The organism is Arcicella gelida, from assembly GCF_034931025.1.
GTDB lineage: Bacteria > Bacteroidota > Bacteroidia > Cytophagales > Spirosomataceae > Arcicella > Arcicella gelida.
The window spans coordinates 55,593-75,996 of sequence record NZ_JAYGIL010000003.1 but is presented as its reverse complement, the minus strand read 5'-3'; the positions used below and the strand labels follow the sequence as shown (position 1 = coordinate 75,996).

The following is a 20,404-nucleotide window of genomic DNA, read 5'->3' as shown; positions in this document are numbered from 1 at the left end:
TTAATTTGAAAAACGTTTGAATATTAATGATGATGCTCTTCAACGGCTGAACCAATATAAGTTGATGTCAACATGGTAAAGATATATGCTTGCAATAAAGCTACCAATAATTCGATTAGGTTCATGAAAATTGAGAAACCAACGATGATTGGGCTAATTGCGATACTTTCAAAGATAAAAATTAATGAAATTAAGCTCAATAAAATGATGTGTCCTGCACTGATGTTAGCAAAAAGACGAACCATTAATGAGAAAGGTTTCATGAACAAACCGATAACTTCTACGGGTGTTAATAAAATTAATAACCATTTCGGTACACCTGGCATAGCAAAAATATGTCCCCAATAAGTGCTTTTACCGTTAAGGTTAGTTACAAAGAAAGCAATTACTGCTAATACTAAAGTTACTGCAATGTTACCTGTTAAGTTAGCTCCACCCGGTAATAAACCTAAAAGGTTATTAATCCAGATAAAGAAAAACAATGTCAACAAGTACGGAGTAAAACGTCTATAGTGTTTTTCGCCAATGTTATTTTTTGCAATTTCATCACGAACAAAAATAATGATTGGTTCTAACAAAGATTGTAAACCTTTTGGTGCTTTACCTTCACGTTCTTTGTAACCTTTCGCTACTGATAAGAAAATTGTTAATAAAAGAACTGCACTTAATAATAATGAAGCTACATTTTTAGTGATTGAAAAGTCATAAACAGCAGACCCATCTTCAGCAACAATGTGGTGGTGATCTAATTTCAATCCTTCATAAGAAACTGCCTCATGGTGTTCGTTTTTGAACTTACTTGAAGAGAATACTTTTAATCCATCTTTAGTATAAACGATACAAGGTAAAGAAATTGAAACATGTGAATGTCCAATCGTAGCAAAGTGCCATTCGTGTTCATCACCGATGTGTTCAAGGATAAGTTTGCCTGGCTCAAATTTTGCTTCGCCATGAGTTTCTTCATGCTTGCCTTCTATGGCTTCTGTGCTAGTTTCAGTAGTAGGCGTAGCTGTTGTATCAGCACTGTGCTCATGCTGAGCAAAAGTTACTGAAGAGAACAAAAATAAAAAAGCTAAAATATTTGAAAAATACACTTTCTTCATCACGGCTTCTTGGAAGTATATGGTTGTTTTTTGAATATGCTTGTAATAAAATCTTTATCGTTTTGAGTGATAATCAACACTTTACAAATAAAAGTATCGAGAACTCCTCTAAAAGTGTCGCAAGTTACGATACAATCCGTAAATTTCAAACCCTGTGTAACATAAATAGAGTACAAAAAAATTGGTAATAAAGATATAGATGTCTTTTGTACCCATATAAGCAATTACTCCTACGAAAATCAGACTGAGAATTAATCGTGTTACAATACCACCTAAATAGAACTGAACAAAGTTTTCACGGTTATTAGCAAAACCTAATTGTGCAAGGAAATGATTCAGGTAAGAAACCGCAAAAAAGAAAGCCAAAATAATCCATTTATACTCATGGAGATATTGGGAAAGTCCTATTTGAGGAGAAAAATAAAATATCAAACCCAAGCCAATTGTCAGGATAATAATTCTGAGCATAATCAATAATTTTTGCAAAGGTAGGGAAAGACTAACTTTCAGAAAAGGAGAATCATAAAAAAAGCTAATCAACAAACAAGTTGACTAGCTTTTTCAATCTAAAAAGTGAATTTATATTACTTTACTTGGTAAGTATGTTTTGCAATTCCGATTCCTCCATTATATGCAGTACCTTCTGCTACAATATTGATATTAGCTTTTGCATCTGTATTCCAATAAGTTACTGTTGCTTTTCCTGTAGAATCCGTTTGCACATTAGGTGCCCAATGAAGCGTAGAACGGAAATCAGGACGAACATGTTCAGGTTTCTCTACATCGTATTTGGGTGCATAAAACTCTCTTGGAACATTGTAACCCAAACGTTTTTGTATCGATACACCCATCGCTGGGTCTTTTGAATAATCATAGTTTGGTCCGCCTCTTTTAGTAAGTACTGAAATCACGCCATTTGATGCTCTTGAGCCAAAAATAGTAGCATCAGCTCCTTTCAATACATCTATTTGCTCTACATCACAAGGATTAATGCCTGTTAAAATATCTATAGAAGCAGGCATTCCGTCTAAAACAACTAATGGGTCACTGCTTAAACTAATTGAACTTATTCCTCTGATTACTACTTTATATCCACCGCTTCCATCAGATGAAACTTGTACTCCGGGTACTCTACCTTGCAACATTTGTAAAACATTGGTAGCCCCAGCACATAATCTATCATCAACTTTTAACGTATTACTGGCTCTACCATAAATTTTACGAGAATCCTGTGTTTCTTTTTTAGCCTTTACCACTACTTCATCCAGCATCTGAACTTTATTGAGTTTCAATTTCTTTTCAAGTTCTACAGCATCTTTTGCTTTTTTCAGGAAATCAGCTAACTCTCTAGCATCAAATTCCATTGGATTAAAAGGTGTTTTAATGATTTGTACTTTAGGTGCATTTTTCTGAGCATCAATAGATACTTGCAGGTTTTTGCTTCCCTTTTCTTTCATTCCTTGAACAAAAACTTCCGTACTATCGTTAAAATCTATTCCATAAAAACCATAATTTCCTAATGAATCAGCATTACTCATCAGAATCTGTGGCGTACCTTTTTCGCTTTTTAGCATTAAAGTAAGGCTTACATTATTGGCTGGCTTACCATTCGGACGTAAAGCTTTTCCTGTAACATGTAGCCCTGTTTCTAAAATATGTTGAAAATTCGGTTTTCTATCTTCAATAATATCTTTCCAAACGAATCTTCTCCAACCTTGTGTTAACATCAAAATATCTAAATGGCGTGTTGCATTTTCATTATTTGACTCAAAATAATAAGCTGGTTGTTCAATTGTACCTCTGATACTTGAATAATATTCATTAGATTTTTTCTCAGCAATATCTGAACTCAAAAGTAAGTAAGTCAATAAATTTTCTTGAAAAGCATTAGGAATTACTTGATTGCCATCGGTAACAGCTACCGAAAAATCTCCTTTAACGGGTTTCCCTTCTTTATCGGTCGCTTCTATATTGAGCGTTACTTTTTCTCTACTTTTATAGATTGCTTTATCTGAACTGATTTTCAGATTTATCTGCTTGTTTTTATTCACAAAAGCGATGCGTTCACATACAGGTTCGCCTTTTGAATCGAACAATGTAATTTGTACAATTCCATCGTCTGGAATTCTATCTTTAGGAATAGTGATTCCGAATGATTTCAGTTTTTCTGAACCTTTTGCTACAAAAAAAATTTGTCCTTTTTGTTGAGCAACAATCACTATTTCCTTCGCTTTTTCAGCTGGAATTGGGGAACTATTTGAAATAAAAACTTTGATTTTTTCTTTATTAGAAAGGTTATCAATTGCCATTGTATAGCCTTGCTCATATACTTTTGGCAAAGGGAAAGGCTTTAACGAACCATCTTTTTGTTTGATATAAGCAGTATAAGTATCTAAATTTTCAGGAACAAAATTAAAATACCCCATTCCCAAATGCTCAGAATTAAATGCAGTGACAGTGTCTTTAGAACTGCTTAATACAAAACCTTCGCTTTCAACGCCTTTTCCGGCAATGTTAACGGCTTTAAAACCTACTCTTGAAGAAATTCCCATGACTAAGTTTCCTCCTTCTGGAAAAAATTGTAAATCTGCCACTTCCGATAATTTTTTCGCATTACTTTCTGTAAGACGATTTTGAGTAGTGCCTTGCCAAATTTTTACTTCTTGTCTAAAAAAGAATTCTTCGGAGAAATTTCGCATATAACTGGTATATGCTCTGATTTGATAACTCCCTTCTTCTAAAGAATCAGGAAGTGCAATGTCCCCAAAAGTTGAACCATCGCATTTTAAAGTACGCTGGATAATTATTTTCCCTTTCGATTCGTCAATCAAATCGACATAAAGTACTCTACTTACTGAATCAATCCTATGATAAGTAGCATCAAATAAATACCCTTTGAACCAAATCGTTTCTCCAGCCATGTAATAAGGCTTGTCGAGATGTAAATAGACCTTTTCTTGTGGATTTTCGTGATGGTATTTTTCAAATTTTGCGACTAATTTTTCAATGAAGTCGTTGCCATCTTCCGTAAAGGTAAAAGCAGAAGTAGTAATGAGGATTAAAGATAATAAGGTAAACAGTTTTCGATTCATACGTTTAGGTGGTTTGAGTTTTTATCGTTAAAACGTTTCAAAGATGCAATTTGGTGTTTACAAACGCAATTATTTTGTGATAAATGGAGTGATTTAATAGTTAAATAAAGTGCATAAAAAAAGATGACTCCAATTGCGTACAATTGAAGCCATCTTTCTCTTTATCAATAATGAATAATTTTACAAATTACTCAAGTCGAAACCATCCATAAAGGCAGTGGTAAAGTTACCAGATTTAAAACGTTCGTCATCCATCAATTTAATGTGGAATGGAATAGTCGTTTTAATTCCTTCGATAACAAATTCTTGCAAAGCACGCTTCATACGAAGTAATACTTCTTCACGAGTTTGTCCAGATACGATTACTTTCGCAATCATCGAGTCGTAGTTTGGTGGAATAGTATAGCCAGAATACACGTGACTATCAATTCTTACTCCACGACCGCCCGGAAGGTGCAAGTTGGTGATTTTTCCTGGAGATGGACGGAAACCATTTTTAGGATCTTCAGCATTGATACGGCATTCTAAAGCGAATAATTTAGGGAAATAATTTTGTCCCGAAATAGCTTCACCTGCCGCAACTTTGATTTGTTCCTTGATTAAGTCAAAATCCGTAACTTCTTCAGTAATTGGATGTTCTACTTGGATACGAGTATTCATTTCCATAAAGTAGAAATCTCCGTTTTTGTCAACCAAAAACTCAATTGTACCAGCTCCTTCGTAACCGATAGCTGCAGCACCTTTGATAGCGGCTTCACCCATTCTAGCTCTTAACTCAGGAGTAAGTGCTGGTGAAGGAGTTTCTTCACATAATTTTTGGTGACGGCGTTGAATAGAACAATCACGTTCAGATAAGTGACACACTGTACCGAATTGGTCTCCAACGATTTGAATTTCGATATGGCGAGGTTCTTCAACATATTTTTCCATGTAAAGACCATCGTTTCCAAATGCTGCTGCTGATTCAGTTTTAGCATCTGTCCATAACTTATCAAATTCTTCTTCTTGACGAATGATTCTCATACCACGTCCACCACCACCAGCAGTAGCTTTGATGATAACAGGGTATTTAATGTCTTTCGCTAATTTTTTTGCTTCTTCAACAGTATCAATCAAACCATCAGAACCAGGAATTACTGGAACGCCTGATTTTTTCATTGTTTCTTTAGCTGTTGCTTTATCACCCATCGAATTGATTTGATCGGCGGTAGCTCCAATAAATTTGATACCATATTCAGCACAAATTCTTGAAAATTCAGCATTTTCAGATAAGAAACCATATCCCGGATGAATCGCATCAGCACCAGTAACTTCAGCAGCTGAAATGATGGCAGGAATATTTAAGTAAGATTGACGACTTGGCGGTGGACCAATGCAAACAGCTTCATCAGCAAATTTTACATGAAGGCTTTCACGATCGGCAGTTGAGTAAACGGCCACCGTTTTGATGCCCATTTCCTTACAAGTCCTGATGATGCGAAGAGCAATCTCACCTCGGTTGGCAATTAATATTTTTTTAAACATGATTCAATTTGAGCATTTGAAAACTTGAGAATCTATAACTTGAAATCAACATTTAGCAATGTTTTCAACCTATTCAATTTTCAAATTAAGCCAGTTCTACAACAAATAATGGTTGGTCAAATTCAACTGGCGTTGCATTTTCAACCAATATTTCAACAATTTTACCTGAAATTTCAGACTCAATTTCATTGAATAATTTCATCGCTTCAATGATACAAACGGTTTTACCTTTTGCGATTTCTTTTCCTATTTCAACAAAAGAAGGTGAATCAGGGCCAGCAGAACGATAGAACGTTCCAATCATTGGTGATTTGATAGTTACTCTATTAGCAGCAACTACAGGAGCGGCAGCTGGAGCAGCTGGTGCCGCAGGAGCAGCCGAAGACACAGCAGGAGCTGCAACTGGAGCAGGAGCCGCAGCCACAACTTGTGGAGCCGCAACTTGCTGTATTACTGGTGCTGCACCATAACGTTTCACAGATAATTTTAACTCCGACGTTTCGATGTTTACTTCATCAAGCGTTGATTGTGCAATAAAATCAAGGAGCTTCTGAATTTCTTTATTTTCCATGTTTGGACTGTTATAGGGATTACTTTACTCTTTCAGCGTACTCATAAGTACGAGTATCAACTTTAATTTTTTCGTCTGTTTGAATGAATAATGGTACGATAATCGTTGCACCAGTTTCTACTGTAGCTGGCTTTTTAGGAGAATTGGCTGTATCACCTTTAATACCTGGTTCAGTATAAGTTACTACTAATTCTACAAATGGAGGCATCTCGCAAGAGATTGGCAATTCAGTTTCAGCATTAATTAGGATTTCAACTTCTTGTCCTTCTTTCATTAAATCAGCAGCATCAACCATTTCTTTATTAAGCGTGATTTGCTCGAAAGTGATGTTATCCATAAAAGTATAACCAAATTCTTCAGCATAAAGATATTGAAATACTCTACGCTCAACACGTACAGGGAAAATATTTACCCCTGAGTTGAAAGTATTATCAATAACTTTTCCAGAAGTCAATGACTTTAATTTTGTTCTTACAAAAGCAGGTCCTTTACCTGGTTTCACGTGCAAGAATTCAATAATTGAAAATAAATCATTATTGAATTTAATTACTAAACCGTTTTTGATGTCTGCAGTAGTTGCCATTTTTATTATTGATATTGAAAAGTAAATGTCGTAAAAACGAAATTATTCAATCAAAATCTCTATTATTTTTTAAATAAATTTTGTTTACTAAGAATAAAGTATTCGCAAAATTAGTCTTTTATTGATAAATAGTAAAATAAATAAATATCAGAAATTTTACGAGCTACAATGTTGGTCTAATTAGCCTAATAAGCCCATTTTAGATAAATACTTCCCCAAGTAAAACCACCACCAAATGCTGCTAAAATTAGGTTGTCCCCTTTTTTTAGCTGTGATTCATACTCCCATAAACATAGTGGAATCGTTGCGGCAGTGGTATTGCCATACTTCTGGATAGTTAACATTACTTTGTCTGGACCAATACCCATACGGTTTGCAGTAGCATCTATAATTCTTTTATTGGCTTGATGAGGTACAAGAAAATCAACATCTTCACCAGTCAAATTATTACGTTCCATAATTTCGGCTGAGACATCTGCCATTCTAGTTACAGCAAATTTAAAAACAGCCTGTCCTTCTTGGTGAATATAATGTTGACGTTGGTCAATTGTTTCGTGGGTTGGTGGGTAAGCACTTCCTCCAGCTTTCTGTATTAAATGATTAGCCCCTGAACCATCTGATTTCAAAATAAAATCTTGAATTCCTAATCCTTCAGTATTGGCTTCTAACAGCACAGCGCCTGCACCATCGCCGAACAATACACAAGTAGTTCGGTCTGTATAATCAACAATAGAAGACATTTTATCAGCACCAACAACAACAACTTTCTTGTATCGTCCAGCTTCAATAAACATTGCTCCTGTTACAAGTGCATTTAGAAAACCTGAACAAGCAGCAGCTAAGTCATAAGAGCCAACGTGAGGAATACCTACCGCTTCACAAATAATGTTGGCAGTCGCTGGGAAAAAATGGTCTGGAGATATGGTAGCACAAATTAATAAATCAATTTCCTCTGGCTTAGTATTCGTTTTGGCTAACAAACCTTTAACTGCTTCTATTGCCATAACAGATGTCCCTTTACCTTCGCCACGTAGAATATGACGGGTTTTAATACCCGTTCGGCTCATTATCCATTCATCTGTGGTGTCAACAAATTTTGCAAGGTCATCGTTGGTCAATATATCTTCGGGTACATAACCTTGTACTCCGGTAATTGCTGCAGTGATTTTGGTCATGGTTATATGGGGAATGATCGAATGACAAAATGTTTGAAAAATCAAATCATGAAATTAGATTTTTGCAAATAGATTATTCAAAACCTTTGATTCGCTCATTCTGTATTACTTTAAGCAAACGCTTTTTTAATTTTTTCAGTAAGCTTAGATTCAACTATGCGATGGCACAGATGAACCATGTTTTTGGTAGCAAGTGCCGACGAAGAACCATGGGCGATAACAACGTTTCCATTTACGCCAATAATCGGACTGCCTCCTACAGCTTCATAATTTGTTTGATCTATGAAGTCGTCTTTAACGCCTCTTTCAGACAAGATTCCGTACAAAGATTCTCCCATTTTCAAGAGAATATTACCTGTAAAGCCATCTGTTACAATAACATCTGCTTTTGCTTTGAAGAAATCTTTCCCTTCGATGTTCCCAACGAAATTGATTTTCCTTTCTTCTTGGAGTAATTTGTAAGCTTGCTGAACGATGACTGAACCTTTTTCTGGTTCTTCTCCAATGTTCATTAAAGCAACTCTTGGAGATTCAATACCCATTGTAGCTTTTGCGTAGATTGAACCTAGAATACCAAATTGTGCCAACATTTCGGGCTTTACATCGGCATTTGCACCAATGTCAAGAATCACCGCAAGGCTACCATCAATTTGAGGAGCAAAACCAGCAATCGGAGGGCGTTGAATACCTTCTATCGTTTTGATAGAAAATAAAGACCCAACCATCATTGCACCTGTATTGCCAGCAGAAGCAAAGACATCAATTACTCCTGTCTTTAAAAGTTTAAACCCAACTCCGATACTGGAATTGGGTTTAGACTGTAATGCTCTTACAGGATGTTCCCCCATTTCTATTGTTTCATTAGCTTCCACAATTTCAATGTTAGAACCCGTAAAATTTTGGTTATCAATAATCTGCTGAATTACTGCTGTCTGGCCAATCAAAACGATGGTTACATCAGCTGGTAATTCTTGAGCTGCCAATACTATTCCTTCAACGATAGCTTTTGGGGCGAAATCTCCACCCATTGCATCAATCCCTATCTTCATTCAATTATTATTTTCGTTATTCATTAACAGAATTACAAAAATAACATTTTATGAAGTGTGAAACAGCGTTTTTGTTTGAAAATAGTTTTGAAAACTGATAGTTTTTTATCAAATATTAGCTTGAATATTGATATTCAGCACATTAAGTGATAAACAATTACCAAAATCAACTAATTATGCTTGAACTGCATAACCTTCTACAACCATTTTACCTTTGTAAAACAAGTTTCCTTCAAATACGTGAGCACGATGACGTAAGTGAATTTCACCGGTAGTTGGATCTGTAGTGATTGTTTTTGGAGTTCCAAAATCGTGTGAACGTCTTTTATCTCTACGAGTTGTCGAGTGTCTGCGTTTAGGATGTGCCATTTGCTTATTTCTTTATTTTATGATTCTTTGATTTATTTAAAATGTGATTTGCATGTATGGAAACAAATCATTAATTATTGTTCAATTTCTTTAAAATTGCCCACCGTGGATCAATTTCTGGTTCATCTTCGTTTACTTGCTCTTCATCGTCGTCATCTTCTGAATCTGCGGTTGAAGTAGAGTAAACAATTTCACCTTCGTCATCATCTTCCCAAACTAAATCTTCTAAGTCTTCGTCTGAATCATCATCTTCCTCAAAATCTGATAAAAATATTTCTTCTTCAACTTGGAAACGGGGATGAAGTTTTTTCATTGGAATTTGCAAACCAATAAATTCGTAAATATCTTGTGCAACATTGATGTACTGGGTATTTCTATCAATCAACATCAATTCATCTGTAATCTCTTCAGTATGATCAGAAAACTTCAAAATCATTTTCTGAGTAATGTCAATAGGGAAATCAAAAGTATCCAAACTACGATCACAAGTTAGTTCAACAGAACCTACAATATGGTACAATAATTGAATCATTACTTCTGATTTATCTAAAGTAACGATTGCTTTAAAATTCCCTTTTTCGATTAAATCTTGTTCTAATGCCACAAAGAATTCATCACCTCCTTCAAATTCATGCACATAATGCTTGTTTTCAAGGCGGAAGATGTCAATCTTAAATGTATTTAATATGCTCTTATTCACTTGGTTTCATCGAAAAGACTGCAAAATTAGGGACTATTTTTTACAATGACAAGTATTGAACAAAATATTACAAGTACTTATTGGCAAATATCTTTTAGCTAACGACCTTTGTTTTATGAAACAAATTATCAAAAACAATCTTTCTTACTTAGGCTTCTATGCTGTTGTTTGGCTTTTTGTGCTGATTTGGGTATTAACGCACAGTAAATTTGAACAAATGCTATTCATCAATCAGCACAATAGTTTGTGGGCTGATTATTTTTTTCAAGGAGCAACACAATTAGGAGAAGGCTGGTTTTTTGTTGCTATTATTTTGATTTACTTATTTATTTGTTACGATAAAGCCTTGATGTTAATAGCATCGCTGGCTTTGAGTTCACTACTTTCATCATCATTAAAACTTAGTTTTGATACTCTTCGTCCACTTAGTTTTTTTGCAGATAAGCATGTCAACTGGCATTTTGTAGAAGGGTTACAAATTAATATTCATTTGAGTTTTCCATCAGGGCATACCACTACTGCCTTTGCGATTTTTACGTTACTGACAGTCTTCCTTTGCAAAAAACAATGGTCTTTACTCTTTCTATTACTGGCTTGTTTAGCGGGTTATTCAAGATGTTATTTGTTTCAGCATTTTCCTGAAGATGTTTTGGCGGGTTCGTTAGTTGGTACTTTCAGTAGTCTTGTGGTTTATGTCTTAATCAATAGGATATTAGAAAATAATCCGAAAGAGTGGTATAAACGGAAATTACTTCATCAAAAAAAATCCTGAAACACAAAGGTTCTGGATTGCTGATTAATGAATTACTGCTGATTTTTCTTCCAATTTCTTAAAAAAATCATACATCGGATTGACATCCAGCTTCACAAATTTTTGCCAAAGTTTGATGGCTTTAGTTATTAATTGACTTTCTATCAAAAAACCATCGTGACCGTATAAAGAATCTAAGGCTTGAAAAGTTGCTCCTGGAATATGTTTCGCTAAAAATGCTTGTTCATTAATTGGAAAAAGGGCGTCTGATTTTATTCCCATCACCAACGTTTTTGATTTAATCTGCGAAAGTGCTTGAATTGCTCCACCTCTACCACGCCCCACATCTTGCGAATCCATCACTTGTGAAAGTACAAAATAAGAGTACGCATTAAACCGCTGTGCTAGCTTCTCACCTTGATAACGCTGATAACTTGTTGCACGATGTACTTTCCCCAATGGTTCATCATTTCTAGCTTGCGTTACACCATAAGTTTCATAATTTCTGTATGAAATCAAAGCAGTAGCACGTGCAGCTTTCATTCCTTCAATTCCTGCTTGTGGATTACTTTCTTTCCAAGTAGGATCAACTTCAATTGACATTCTTTGCGACTCATTAAAAGCAATTCCCCAAGGTGAATGTTGGGCATTCGTCGCAATTAAAATCAAATTTTCTATCAAATCTGGCTGAGAAATCGCCCATTCTACACATTGTTGTCCACCCAAAGAACCACCAATGCAAGTTCTAATTCGATTAATTCCGAGATGTTCACGAAGTAAATCGAATGAATTTACAATATCTCTAATGGTAATAAATGGAAATGTATGATAATAAGGCTCGCCAGTATTTGGATTGATAGAAAGCGGTCCAGTACTTCCGTAATGCGAACCCAAAACATTGACACAAATGATAAATTGCTTATCAGGGTCGAAAAGTTTACCTCTTCCAACCAAACCTTGCCACCAATCTTCTACATCATGACTACCCGTAAAGGCATGACAAACCCAAACTACATTAGAGTGGTCGTCGTTCATCTTACCTAAAGTTTGATACGCTAGTTCAATTTCTGGCAAAATGCCTCCAGCTTCTAATGTGAAGGCTTTATTATATTTAAAAAGATTATTCAATGGATAAAAATGAGCATCAATACTCTTTTTGGGTGAAACCTTTATTTTAAGCAATCAAAAGCTCGTTATCTAATAATTGCTTTTGCAAGTCCTCGAAATTCTCCTCATATTCCCAATACATCAATCTACCATGTGAGCCTATAACTAAAACATATTTCTCTGAAATAGATTGAATACGCCCGACAGCGACAATTTTCATCATTTTCTGAGGCACAGTTACTTCTTCAATAATTTCCTTATTGTTGGCGTCGAAACCATGAACAATTAGATAATTGCCCGTAGTGATTTTAATAAATTTTGGCATAATGCTGACAAATTTGGTCATGAAAAAATCATGACGATAAACGAAAATGAATCGTAAACCTGACGAATACTTTACAGCATGAAAAATGACTGGGAGAGTAATCGTAATTGGTTTATATTTCCTAAAAAAGCCCAATAAACAGCTATTCATTTTAGGTAGGAATTAGCACCTTGCCTTTACGAGCGGTAGGTTGCCAGAAGTTCATAGAGCCTATTCTCTCCCTTCTTCTTTATAAATCAATTACTCCGATGAGGCTGAAAACCTCGGAAGAAAATTGACTTGATGATGCAAAGTAAAACCTCAATGCTGGGAAATGCAAATTTTTAGAAGAATTCTCTGTGAACAATCTTCTTGCTCAAACAGTATTAAAAACACAATGAGTGATAATACTGCAGTTTTAAGAAGCTTCAAAAGCTTGATTATTACAGATAATTTCCAACTTAAAGTATCAATAAAAGAGTTTTTAAAATAACTTTGCTTATTCGTGACATTAAAATTGTACATTAACTTATAAAATGCGGGCGGCAAGCCGTTTTTCATCATTATGCCCCAATACGACTTTTTAGTTATCGGCTCAGGCATTGCAGGGCTTTCTTATACAGCAAAAATTGCTTCTTATTTTGAAGAAAAAGGTCAAGATGTTAAAATTGCTATTCTTACCAAAACCATTGAAGAAGAAAGTAATACAAAATATGCACAAGGGGGTATTGCTACTGTTTGGAAAGATGAAGATTCATTTGAAAAACATATCAATGATACCATGGTGGCGGGTGATTTTATGTCTGATAAAAGAGCAGTTGAGATTGTAGTAACCGAAGCCCCAGAACGCTTAAAAGAGCTAATTTCTTATGGTACTAATTTCGATAAAAAGAATGATGGTACTTATGATTTAGTGAAGGAAGGCGGACATTCTGATCAAAGAATTTTACATCATAAAGATTCAACAGGAAATGAAATTGAAAGGGCATTATTAGAAAAAGTAAAGTCATTTAAAAGCGTAGATTTTTTCACGCATTACTTTGCTATCGACTTAATTACCCAACATCATTTAGGCGAAAAAGTAACAAAAGATACTCCTGATAAAAAATGCTTTGGTGCTTATATCCTTAATACTTTAACGGGAGAAACTGAAACTTTTCTAGCCAAAACTACTCTTTTAGCTACTGGTGGAATTGGACAGGTTTATCAAAGTACGACGAATCCAACGATTGCAACGGGCGATGGTATCGCTATGGCATATCGAGCCAAAGGTTTGGTTGAAGGAATGGAATTTATTCAGTTTCATCCTACTTCTTTGTATCAACCGGGCAAAAAACCTTCTTTTTTAATTTCTGAAGCTTTACGTGGGCATGGTGGTATTCTGAAAAATATTGATGAAACTACTTTCATGGAAAAATATGATGAGCGTCTTTCGCTTGCTCCAAGAGATATTGTTGCCAGAGCGATTGACTCTGAAATGAAAAAAAATGGAGTTGACCATGTTTACTTGGATACTCGTCATTTAGACAGTGAGGATTTTAAACATCATTTTCCCATGATTTATGAGTACTGTAAGGAAAATCTTGGTTTAGAAATTACCGAAAAAGACATGATTCCTGTAGTTCCTGCACAACATTATTTATGTGGCGGAATTAAGGTAAATGAGTATTCGCAGACTAATATTAATTACTTATTTGCCGCAGGCGAATGTTCCTCAACAGGCTTGCACGGGGCTAATCGTTTGGCATCAAATTCTTTACTTGAAGCTATTGTTTATGCCCATAGAGCCTTCTTGAAATCCATTGAAACCTTTGAAGAAAATATAATTCCAAACAATATTCCAGATTGGAACGACGAAGGAACGACACACCCAGAAGAATTAGTTTTAGTAACAGAAATGGCTAGGGAATTAGAATCTATCATGAGTAATTATGTAGGAATTGTAAGGACAGACCGACGACTAAAAAGAGCTTATGACCGTTTGGAATTAATTTATATAGAACACGAAGAACTTTATCGACAATCAAAAATTTCCGTTCAAATAAACGAACTTAGAAATATGATTAATGTAGCTTACTTGGTTATTAAAGATGCCAGAGCTCGTAAAGAAAACAGAGGTTTACATTACAATCTTGATAACATTAAAAATTAACCAGTAACATAAAAAGCCTGACGCAGCAAATACTTCGTCAGGCTTTTTTATAGAATTTCTGATATTTCTTAAAGCAGCAACCCCGCTAAAGTTGCAGACAAGTAACTCGCTAAAGTACCACAAATCAAAGCTTTGAAACCTAATTTTGCTAAATCCGTTCTGCGTTCAGGAGCTAACTCTCCGATACCACCAATCTGAATTGCCACTGAACTAAAGTTAGCAAATCCGCACAGTGCAAAACTTGTAATAGCCAATGTTTTAGCATCAAGCGTTTCTTTCAATTTCACTAAATCCAAATAAGCTACAAATTCGTTTACTACCATTTTTGTTCCCATCAAAGCCCCTGCAACTTGCGTGTCTTTAGCAGGCACGCCCATTGCCCATGCAAAAACAGAAAACACATTTCCTAAAAGGAAGTTCATACTAAGGTTTGGCATTCCGAAAACGTAAAAACCAATATGCCATAAAATTGAATCTATCAAAGCAATCAAAGCGATAAAACCAATCAACATTGCAATTACGTTAAAACCAACTTTTAATCCTTCAGAAGCTCCAGAAGCGATGGCATCAACTAAATTAGAATGAACTTTTTTGATTTCAAGTTGAACAAACCCTTGTGTTTCCGATTTTTCAGTTTCTGGATAAACGATTTTAGAAATCACCAAAGCACCCGGTGCAGCCATAATACTTGCCGCCAAAAGGTACGAAGCAGGTACTCCTAATTTGATATAAGTAGCCATTACACCACCAGCAATACAAGCAAAACTCCCCGTCATCGAAGCTAATAATTCAGATTTTGTCATTCCTTTTAAATAAGGTTTAATCATAATCTGAGCCTCCACTTGTCCAACAAAAGCCGAAGCTGCATTTGAAAGAGCCTCTGCCCCACTTACTCCCATTAGCCAGTGCATACCTTTTGCCAAAATGGCAATGATTCTTTGCATAATACCAAGATGATAAAGAATATTTACCAAAACGGCAACAAATACAATGGTAGGAATTACTTTAAAAAAGAATACAAAATCATGCCCAGGACCAAACGCTTTTGTCATCAATTCTGGTTGAACCAAAGAACTAAAAACAAATTCTGCACCTTTATCAGCTTTTTCAAGTAACTGATTTACCATCTCTCCTAACTTTGTAAAGAGTGTTTTCCCAATATCAGTCCGTAAAATAAAAACTGCCAAACCAAACTGTAAAGCCAAACCAACCCCAACGGTGCGGTAATTGATTGCTTTTCTATTATTCGACATCAAATAGGCAATTCCTAAAATTAATACAATTCCAATAAGTCCTGTGAAACGTTCCATGTACAAAGTGTTAATACCAAATCTTTTATGTGGTTGTTGAATGAAAAGTTAAAGATAAGAGAAAAAAGACGAAAGGCGATACTTGTCAAAAACTAAAAGATTCTTTGTGTATAATTTTGTATTTTTACAAGATTGAAATATTTGTCTTCATCCATATAAAACTTACTATTAAATTCCCAAACGCTTTCTTAATTCAATAATATGGGCGGTGTGATGTCTGCCATGCCAAGAATACATCCCTGTAACAGTTTGAAGTGAATTGGCTTGTTGAGTAGCAGGATGGACAAATGTTCTTTCAAATTGCTCTTCTGTCATCGACTTTAATAACACTATCCATCGCTTATGAAGTACTTCTAATAAAGTCAATGACCATTCAATTGGTCCATTTTTCCCATCTTCTAATTCTGCCCAAAATTGTTCTTCATAAGGTCTAATAGTTGGAGTATCCTCTGTTAATGCCAATTTAAAACGACAATAGGCATTTATATGAGAGTCTGCTACATGATTTACGGTTTGTCTCAGCGTCCAGCCTTCAGGGCGATAAGGCAATTCCAATTGTTCTTCGCTCAAACCATCAACCGCTTTTTTTAACAAAGTAGGTAGTTCTTCAATATCTTCAATCCAAGATTTCAATAAATCATCAGTGATTTCATTGGGTTTCTTAAACACTCCGATAGGATAACGCATTTGTTCTAAGGATAGATTTTCCATTATATTATTTTGTTATTGTTTTCGAATACAAGATAATCTAAAATTTGATTGATAAAATCATGAAGTATTCTCTTACTAAGAATTAAGTAGTTTAACTTATAAGCACTTATATAAAAAAACCTAGATTGAAGACCTTGATTAAAGGGAAAACTTTTATCACTTTTCAGCATGACTTTTTACAACTCTTGGAAGAATTATATTTATTATAAAATTTTAACTAATTATAATTTCTTACTTCCAATTAATTGACATTTTTTAAAAATTATGTTTGGTTTTTTGAATAAATTCATTATAATCGTACTTGGAAATCAACAAAAAGCAAAATAAAAAACTGTATTTAGGCATTTCTTAAAAACTCTTTGAATTTTGCATTAAGTATAATTTCTTATATCAAAAAACACAGCAAACTAAAACAACAATTACCCGACTTCCGAAAGTCGAACAAAGCAATACTAGTTCCTTTATTTGATTACTTCCAAAAACAACACTTCAATTTATACTATTTTATTAAATCACATTTCCACTTTTAATCAAGAAAGTGTAGTGATTGTTCCTATTGTTTTGATACAGATTTAAAATTTTATTCCTCAGAAATCATTTTAGCCTTTGACCAAAAATCACTGGCATGATATACTATTTCCTTTATCAAAATCAATTGAATTAAATAGAATTACCAACCATATAACAACAAACATTTATGAACAAAATTTTACTATTCTTGTGGGGAATACTGTTGGTTTCATCAACGGCTTTCTCTCAAAAACAAACTGTTACGGGAACAGTCACTTCCGCTGAAGATGGTACAGCAATGCCCGGTGTAACTATATTAATCAAAGGAACTACAAGTGGTACAAATACAAGTAGTGAAGGGAAATTTAGCATTGCATGTCAGCCCAAAGATATACTAGTATTTACTTTCGTTGGGATGACTCCTTATGAAGTTCCTGTTGGTTCGCAAAGCTCAATCTCGGTAAAAATGAAACCTGATGTCATGCAACTTAGCGAAGTAGTTGTTACAGCACTAGGGGTACAAAGAGATAAAAAAGCATTGGGCTTCTCTCAGCAACAGCTTAAGGGTGAGAGTGTTGTGGAAGCTAGATCAACAAATTTAGCCAATGGACTTTCTGGTAAAATTGCTGGTTTCAGAGTAAATACAAGTTCTGGACCAGGTGCTGCGGCTACTATTCAAATCCGTGGTTCATCATCCGTTTCTGGTAACAACCAACCTTTGGTGGTTATTGATGGTGTGCCGATTCAACAGTCATTTGATAAGCAATTCGGTTCGGGCTTGTCAGAAGTAAACCCAGATAACATCAAAGATATTGCAGTTTTGAAAGGTCCAAACGCTGCGGCTTTGTATGGTTCCAGAGCAGCCAATGGTGTTATTTTGATTACGACTAAAAACGGTGCAGGAACAAAAGGCATTGGCGTAGAAGTAAACTCAAACTTTGTTGCTGACAGACCATTCATTTCTCCTAACTTCCAAAATACTTATGGCGGTGGAAATGGTTACCGTACTTGGTACAATGATGGTTGGAGTGGTTCAATTACTGATGCTAATCAAATAGCACAATACAGAGCGGCTTATGGACCTAATGCACCTTTGAGTGGTACAGCAGGTACAGATGAAAGCTGGGGAGCACCAATGGATGGAAGATTGGTTCGTCAATGGTGGACTGGTACAGATGTTGCACCACTAACACCTCAACCTAATAATTATCAAGAATTCTGGCAAACAGGAACAGCTTTCACAAATAATGTGGCTATTTCTGGTGCAAATGACAAAGGTAATTTCCGTTTATCAGTTGGACATCTCGACCAAAAAGGAATTATGTATTACAATGATTTTCACCGTAATAACTTCAAATTTAACTCTGGGTACAACTTTACAAACAAATTCAATATTACATTATCAGCTGAATACGTAAAATCTTGGGCAGATAACCGCAGTTATGCTTCTGGACAAGAATTTATCTGGGCACATCGTAGTGTTTCTTGGGCTCAATTACGTGATTGGGAATCATATACTTCAACACACATTCAAAGAGCTGTTGCAGGCAGATTACCAGACAACGACCCACCCAACTGGCAACATACTTTCTTTACCAACCCTTACTATATTCAACAAAAATTACCTTCTTCAAATGATAAAGATCGCTTAGTTGGAAACATTGCTTTGAACTATAAAATCTTACCATCATTGAGTGTAATGTTGAGAACTGGGACTGACGTTTGGTCGGATACTCGTATCAACATTGTAAATTTTGAAAGAGTAAGAAATGGAAACCGTACTCCAGGTCGTTTCTCAGAAGAAGTACTTCGTCGTCAAGAAACAAACACAGATGCGATATTAACGTATAATGGAAACGTTAATAAAGACATTTCAATTACTGCACAAGCTGGTGGAATTGTAAGAAGTAATTATTACAAAAGAAATTATATCTACGTTGGTGAATTAGTAATCGACGGATTATACAATGCAGGAAATGCAGTACCAAGCCAAAACACAATTGCTTCGACCATTACTAAGAGTGAAGTACAAAGTGCTTTTGGTTCTGTAAACTTAGGTTTCAAAAATGCCATTTTCTTAGATTTAACTGCTCGTAACGACTGGTCATCAACTTTACCATCAAACAACAGGTCTTATTTTTATCCTTCAGCATCATTGAGTGCCGTTTTCACTGATTTAATTGATGGTATCAAAGGAGATGTTTTATCATTCGGAAAAGCACGTTTCAGTTTGGCACAAGTAGGTAATGATGCCGACCCATATCAATTGGCACAAACTTACCGTGCTGGTACTTCTTGGAATGGAGCAACTCCTGAATTTGCAGAAAATACTACAATTTCAAACTCAACGCTTAAACCAGAAATCACAACAGGTTTAGAAGCAGGTTTAGACCTTCGCTTATTCAAAGGAAAAGTAAATTTAGACCTTACTTATTATGAGCAAAAAACCAAGAACCAAATCTTAGGTGTTGAAATTTCGAAAGCAACAGGTTACAATACTCGTATTTTAAATGCAGGTCAAATCTCTAACTCAGGTATTGAAGTAACACTTTCTGGCACTCCATTAAAGCTGTCAAACGGTTTTTCTTGGGATGTTAGCTTCAACTTCTCTCGTAACAGAAACAAAGTAGTTGAATTGGCTGAAGGCTTAACTACTTATGTGTTGAACGAACGTAGAGGTTTAACTTCGGAAGCAAGAGTTGGTCAACCTTACGGAACACTTTATGGCTATGGATTTGAAAGAGCTCCAGACGGACAATTAATCATGGTTAATGGTTTACCTCAACTTTCAACCACTCAAAAAATCTTAGGTAATATTCAACCAGACTGGATTGGTGGTTTCACTAACTCGTTTTCTTACAAAAACTTCTCTTTATCTACTTTGATTGATGTACGTATGGGCGGTTCAATTTTTGACGAAGGAACAGCTAATGCTCGTTGGACAGGACAATATGCAGAAACAGCAGTTGGTCGTGAAGAAGGAGTAATTGGTTCAGGAGTAAAAGTTGTATCGACAAACTCTGATGGTACGAAAGTATATGCTCCAAATGACATCATCGTAAGTGCCAACCAATACTATGGTTATAACAACCCACGCCGTTATCATGAAGCAGCTATTTTTGATGGTAGTTACGTAAAACTACGTGAAGTATCATTCGGTTATAAGTTACCAACAGCTTTAGTGAAAAAATTAGGTTTTCAATCGGCAAAAATTTCAGCAGTTGGTCGTAATGTATTGATGATATTCAAAAATCATCCTCACCAAGATCCAGAAATTGATGCGAATGGTGGTAACAGACAAGGCTTTGGTTATGGAGAGTTACCTTCAACTAGAAGCATAGGAGCCAATTTATCATTCAGCTTCTAAACAAAAAAGTCGATAAACTCAATCAT

At 35.3% G+C, this 20,404-nt stretch carries 17 protein-coding genes and 1 riboswitch; of the genes, 3 read left to right on the top strand and 14 right to left on the bottom strand.

Annotation, left to right across the window (positions count from 1 at the left end):
- Positions 1-23: 23 nt before the first annotated feature.
- The 10 genes from atpB to VB776_RS02105 form a co-directional block, all read right to left on the bottom strand.
- Positions 24-1,103: a F0F1 ATP synthase subunit A gene (gene atpB, locus VB776_RS02150; protein WP_323325570.1), complete on the bottom strand. Its 1,080-nt coding sequence runs from the start codon at positions 1,101-1,103 to the stop codon at positions 24-26.
- A gap of 108 nt (positions 1,104-1,211) precedes the next feature.
- Positions 1,212-1,571 (bottom strand): hypothetical protein, encoded by a 360-nt coding sequence (locus tag VB776_RS02145; protein WP_323325568.1) that lies wholly within the window; start codon positions 1,569-1,571, stop codon positions 1,212-1,214.
- Positions 1,572-1,687: 116 nt separating this feature from the next.
- Positions 1,688-4,195 carry a TonB-dependent receptor plug domain-containing protein gene (locus VB776_RS02140; RefSeq protein WP_323325566.1) on the bottom strand — a complete coding sequence of 836 codons (2,508 nt, stop codon included), beginning with the start codon at positions 4,193-4,195 and terminating at the stop codon, positions 1,688-1,690.
- 180 nt (positions 4,196-4,375) lie between these two features.
- Positions 4,376-5,719 (bottom strand): acetyl-CoA carboxylase biotin carboxylase subunit, encoded by a 1,344-nt coding sequence (accC, locus tag VB776_RS02135; protein WP_323256446.1) that lies wholly within the window; start codon positions 5,717-5,719, stop codon positions 4,376-4,378.
- An 85-nt stretch (positions 5,720-5,804) separates the two neighbouring features.
- Positions 5,805-6,290, bottom strand: coding sequence for an acetyl-CoA carboxylase biotin carboxyl carrier protein (gene accB / locus VB776_RS02130; RefSeq protein WP_323325564.1), 486 nt, complete (start codon positions 6,288-6,290; stop codon positions 5,805-5,807).
- Positions 6,291-6,309: 19 nt separating this feature from the next.
- Positions 6,310-6,873 carry an elongation factor P gene (gene efp / locus VB776_RS02125; RefSeq protein WP_323325562.1) on the bottom strand — a complete coding sequence of 188 codons (564 nt, stop codon included), beginning with the start codon at positions 6,871-6,873 and terminating at the stop codon, positions 6,310-6,312.
- A 185-nt stretch (positions 6,874-7,058) separates the two neighbouring features.
- Positions 7,059-8,048: a beta-ketoacyl-ACP synthase III gene (locus tag VB776_RS02120; protein ID WP_323325559.1), complete on the bottom strand. Its 990-nt coding sequence runs from the start codon at positions 8,046-8,048 to the stop codon at positions 7,059-7,061.
- Positions 8,049-8,158: 110 nt separating this feature from the next.
- The gene (gene plsX / locus VB776_RS02115) at positions 8,159-9,097 is read right to left on the bottom strand and encodes a phosphate acyltransferase PlsX (RefSeq protein WP_323325557.1); all 939 of its coding nucleotides are present in this window, start codon (positions 9,095-9,097) and stop codon (positions 8,159-8,161) included.
- A 174-nt stretch (positions 9,098-9,271) separates the two neighbouring features.
- Positions 9,272-9,466 carry a 50S ribosomal protein L32 gene (gene rpmF / locus VB776_RS02110; protein ID WP_184129002.1) on the bottom strand — a complete coding sequence of 65 codons (195 nt, stop codon included), beginning with the start codon at positions 9,464-9,466 and terminating at the stop codon, positions 9,272-9,274.
- A gap of 70 nt (positions 9,467-9,536) precedes the next feature.
- Positions 9,537-10,166 carry a YceD family protein gene (locus VB776_RS02105; RefSeq protein WP_323325555.1) on the bottom strand — a complete coding sequence of 210 codons (630 nt, stop codon included), beginning with the start codon at positions 10,164-10,166 and terminating at the stop codon, positions 9,537-9,539.
- Between the two features lie 55 nt (positions 10,167-10,221).
- On the opposite strand from VB776_RS02105, the gene VB776_RS02100 reads away from it, so the two are divergent.
- On the top strand, positions 10,222-10,938 hold the full coding sequence (locus VB776_RS02100; RefSeq protein ID WP_323325552.1) for a phosphatase PAP2 family protein: 717 nt from the start codon (positions 10,222-10,224) through the stop codon (positions 10,936-10,938).
- Between the two features lie 24 nt (positions 10,939-10,962).
- On the opposite strand, the gene VB776_RS02095 is transcribed toward VB776_RS02100, so the two are convergent.
- Complete coding sequence (locus VB776_RS02095) at positions 10,963-12,090, bottom strand: homoserine O-acetyltransferase family protein (RefSeq protein ID WP_407653787.1); 1,128 nt, start codon at positions 12,088-12,090, stop codon at positions 10,963-10,965.
- Position 12,091: 1 nt separating this feature from the next.
- On the bottom strand, positions 12,092-12,499 hold the full coding sequence (locus tag VB776_RS02090) for a hypothetical protein (RefSeq protein WP_323325550.1): 408 nt from the start codon (positions 12,497-12,499) through the stop codon (positions 12,092-12,094).
- Positions 12,459-12,587: riboswitch (SAM riboswitch) on the bottom strand. It overlaps the preceding gene by 41 nt.
- A 306-nt stretch (positions 12,588-12,893) precedes the next feature.
- On the opposite strand from VB776_RS02090, the gene nadB reads away from it, so the two are divergent.
- Positions 12,894-14,480: an L-aspartate oxidase gene (gene nadB, locus VB776_RS02085; protein WP_323325548.1), complete on the top strand. Its 1,587-nt coding sequence runs from the start codon at positions 12,894-12,896 to the stop codon at positions 14,478-14,480.
- A 68-nt stretch (positions 14,481-14,548) separates the two neighbouring features.
- On the opposite strand, the gene VB776_RS02080 is transcribed toward nadB, so the two are convergent.
- Both VB776_RS02080 and VB776_RS02075 read right to left on the bottom strand, forming a co-directional pair.
- Positions 14,549-15,790: a NupC/NupG family nucleoside CNT transporter gene (locus VB776_RS02080; RefSeq protein ID WP_323325546.1), complete on the bottom strand. Its 1,242-nt coding sequence runs from the start codon at positions 15,788-15,790 to the stop codon at positions 14,549-14,551.
- A 168-nt stretch (positions 15,791-15,958) separates the two neighbouring features.
- Complete coding sequence (locus tag VB776_RS02075; RefSeq protein ID WP_323325544.1) at positions 15,959-16,501, bottom strand: YfiT family bacillithiol transferase; 543 nt, start codon at positions 16,499-16,501, stop codon at positions 15,959-15,961.
- Between the two features lie 697 nt (positions 16,502-17,198).
- Between VB776_RS02075 and VB776_RS02070 the strand changes: the two genes are divergently transcribed.
- Positions 17,199-20,378, top strand: coding sequence for a SusC/RagA family TonB-linked outer membrane protein (locus VB776_RS02070; protein ID WP_323325542.1), 3,180 nt, complete (start codon positions 17,199-17,201; stop codon positions 20,376-20,378).
- The last annotated feature ends 26 nt before the right edge of the window (positions 20,379-20,404 follow it).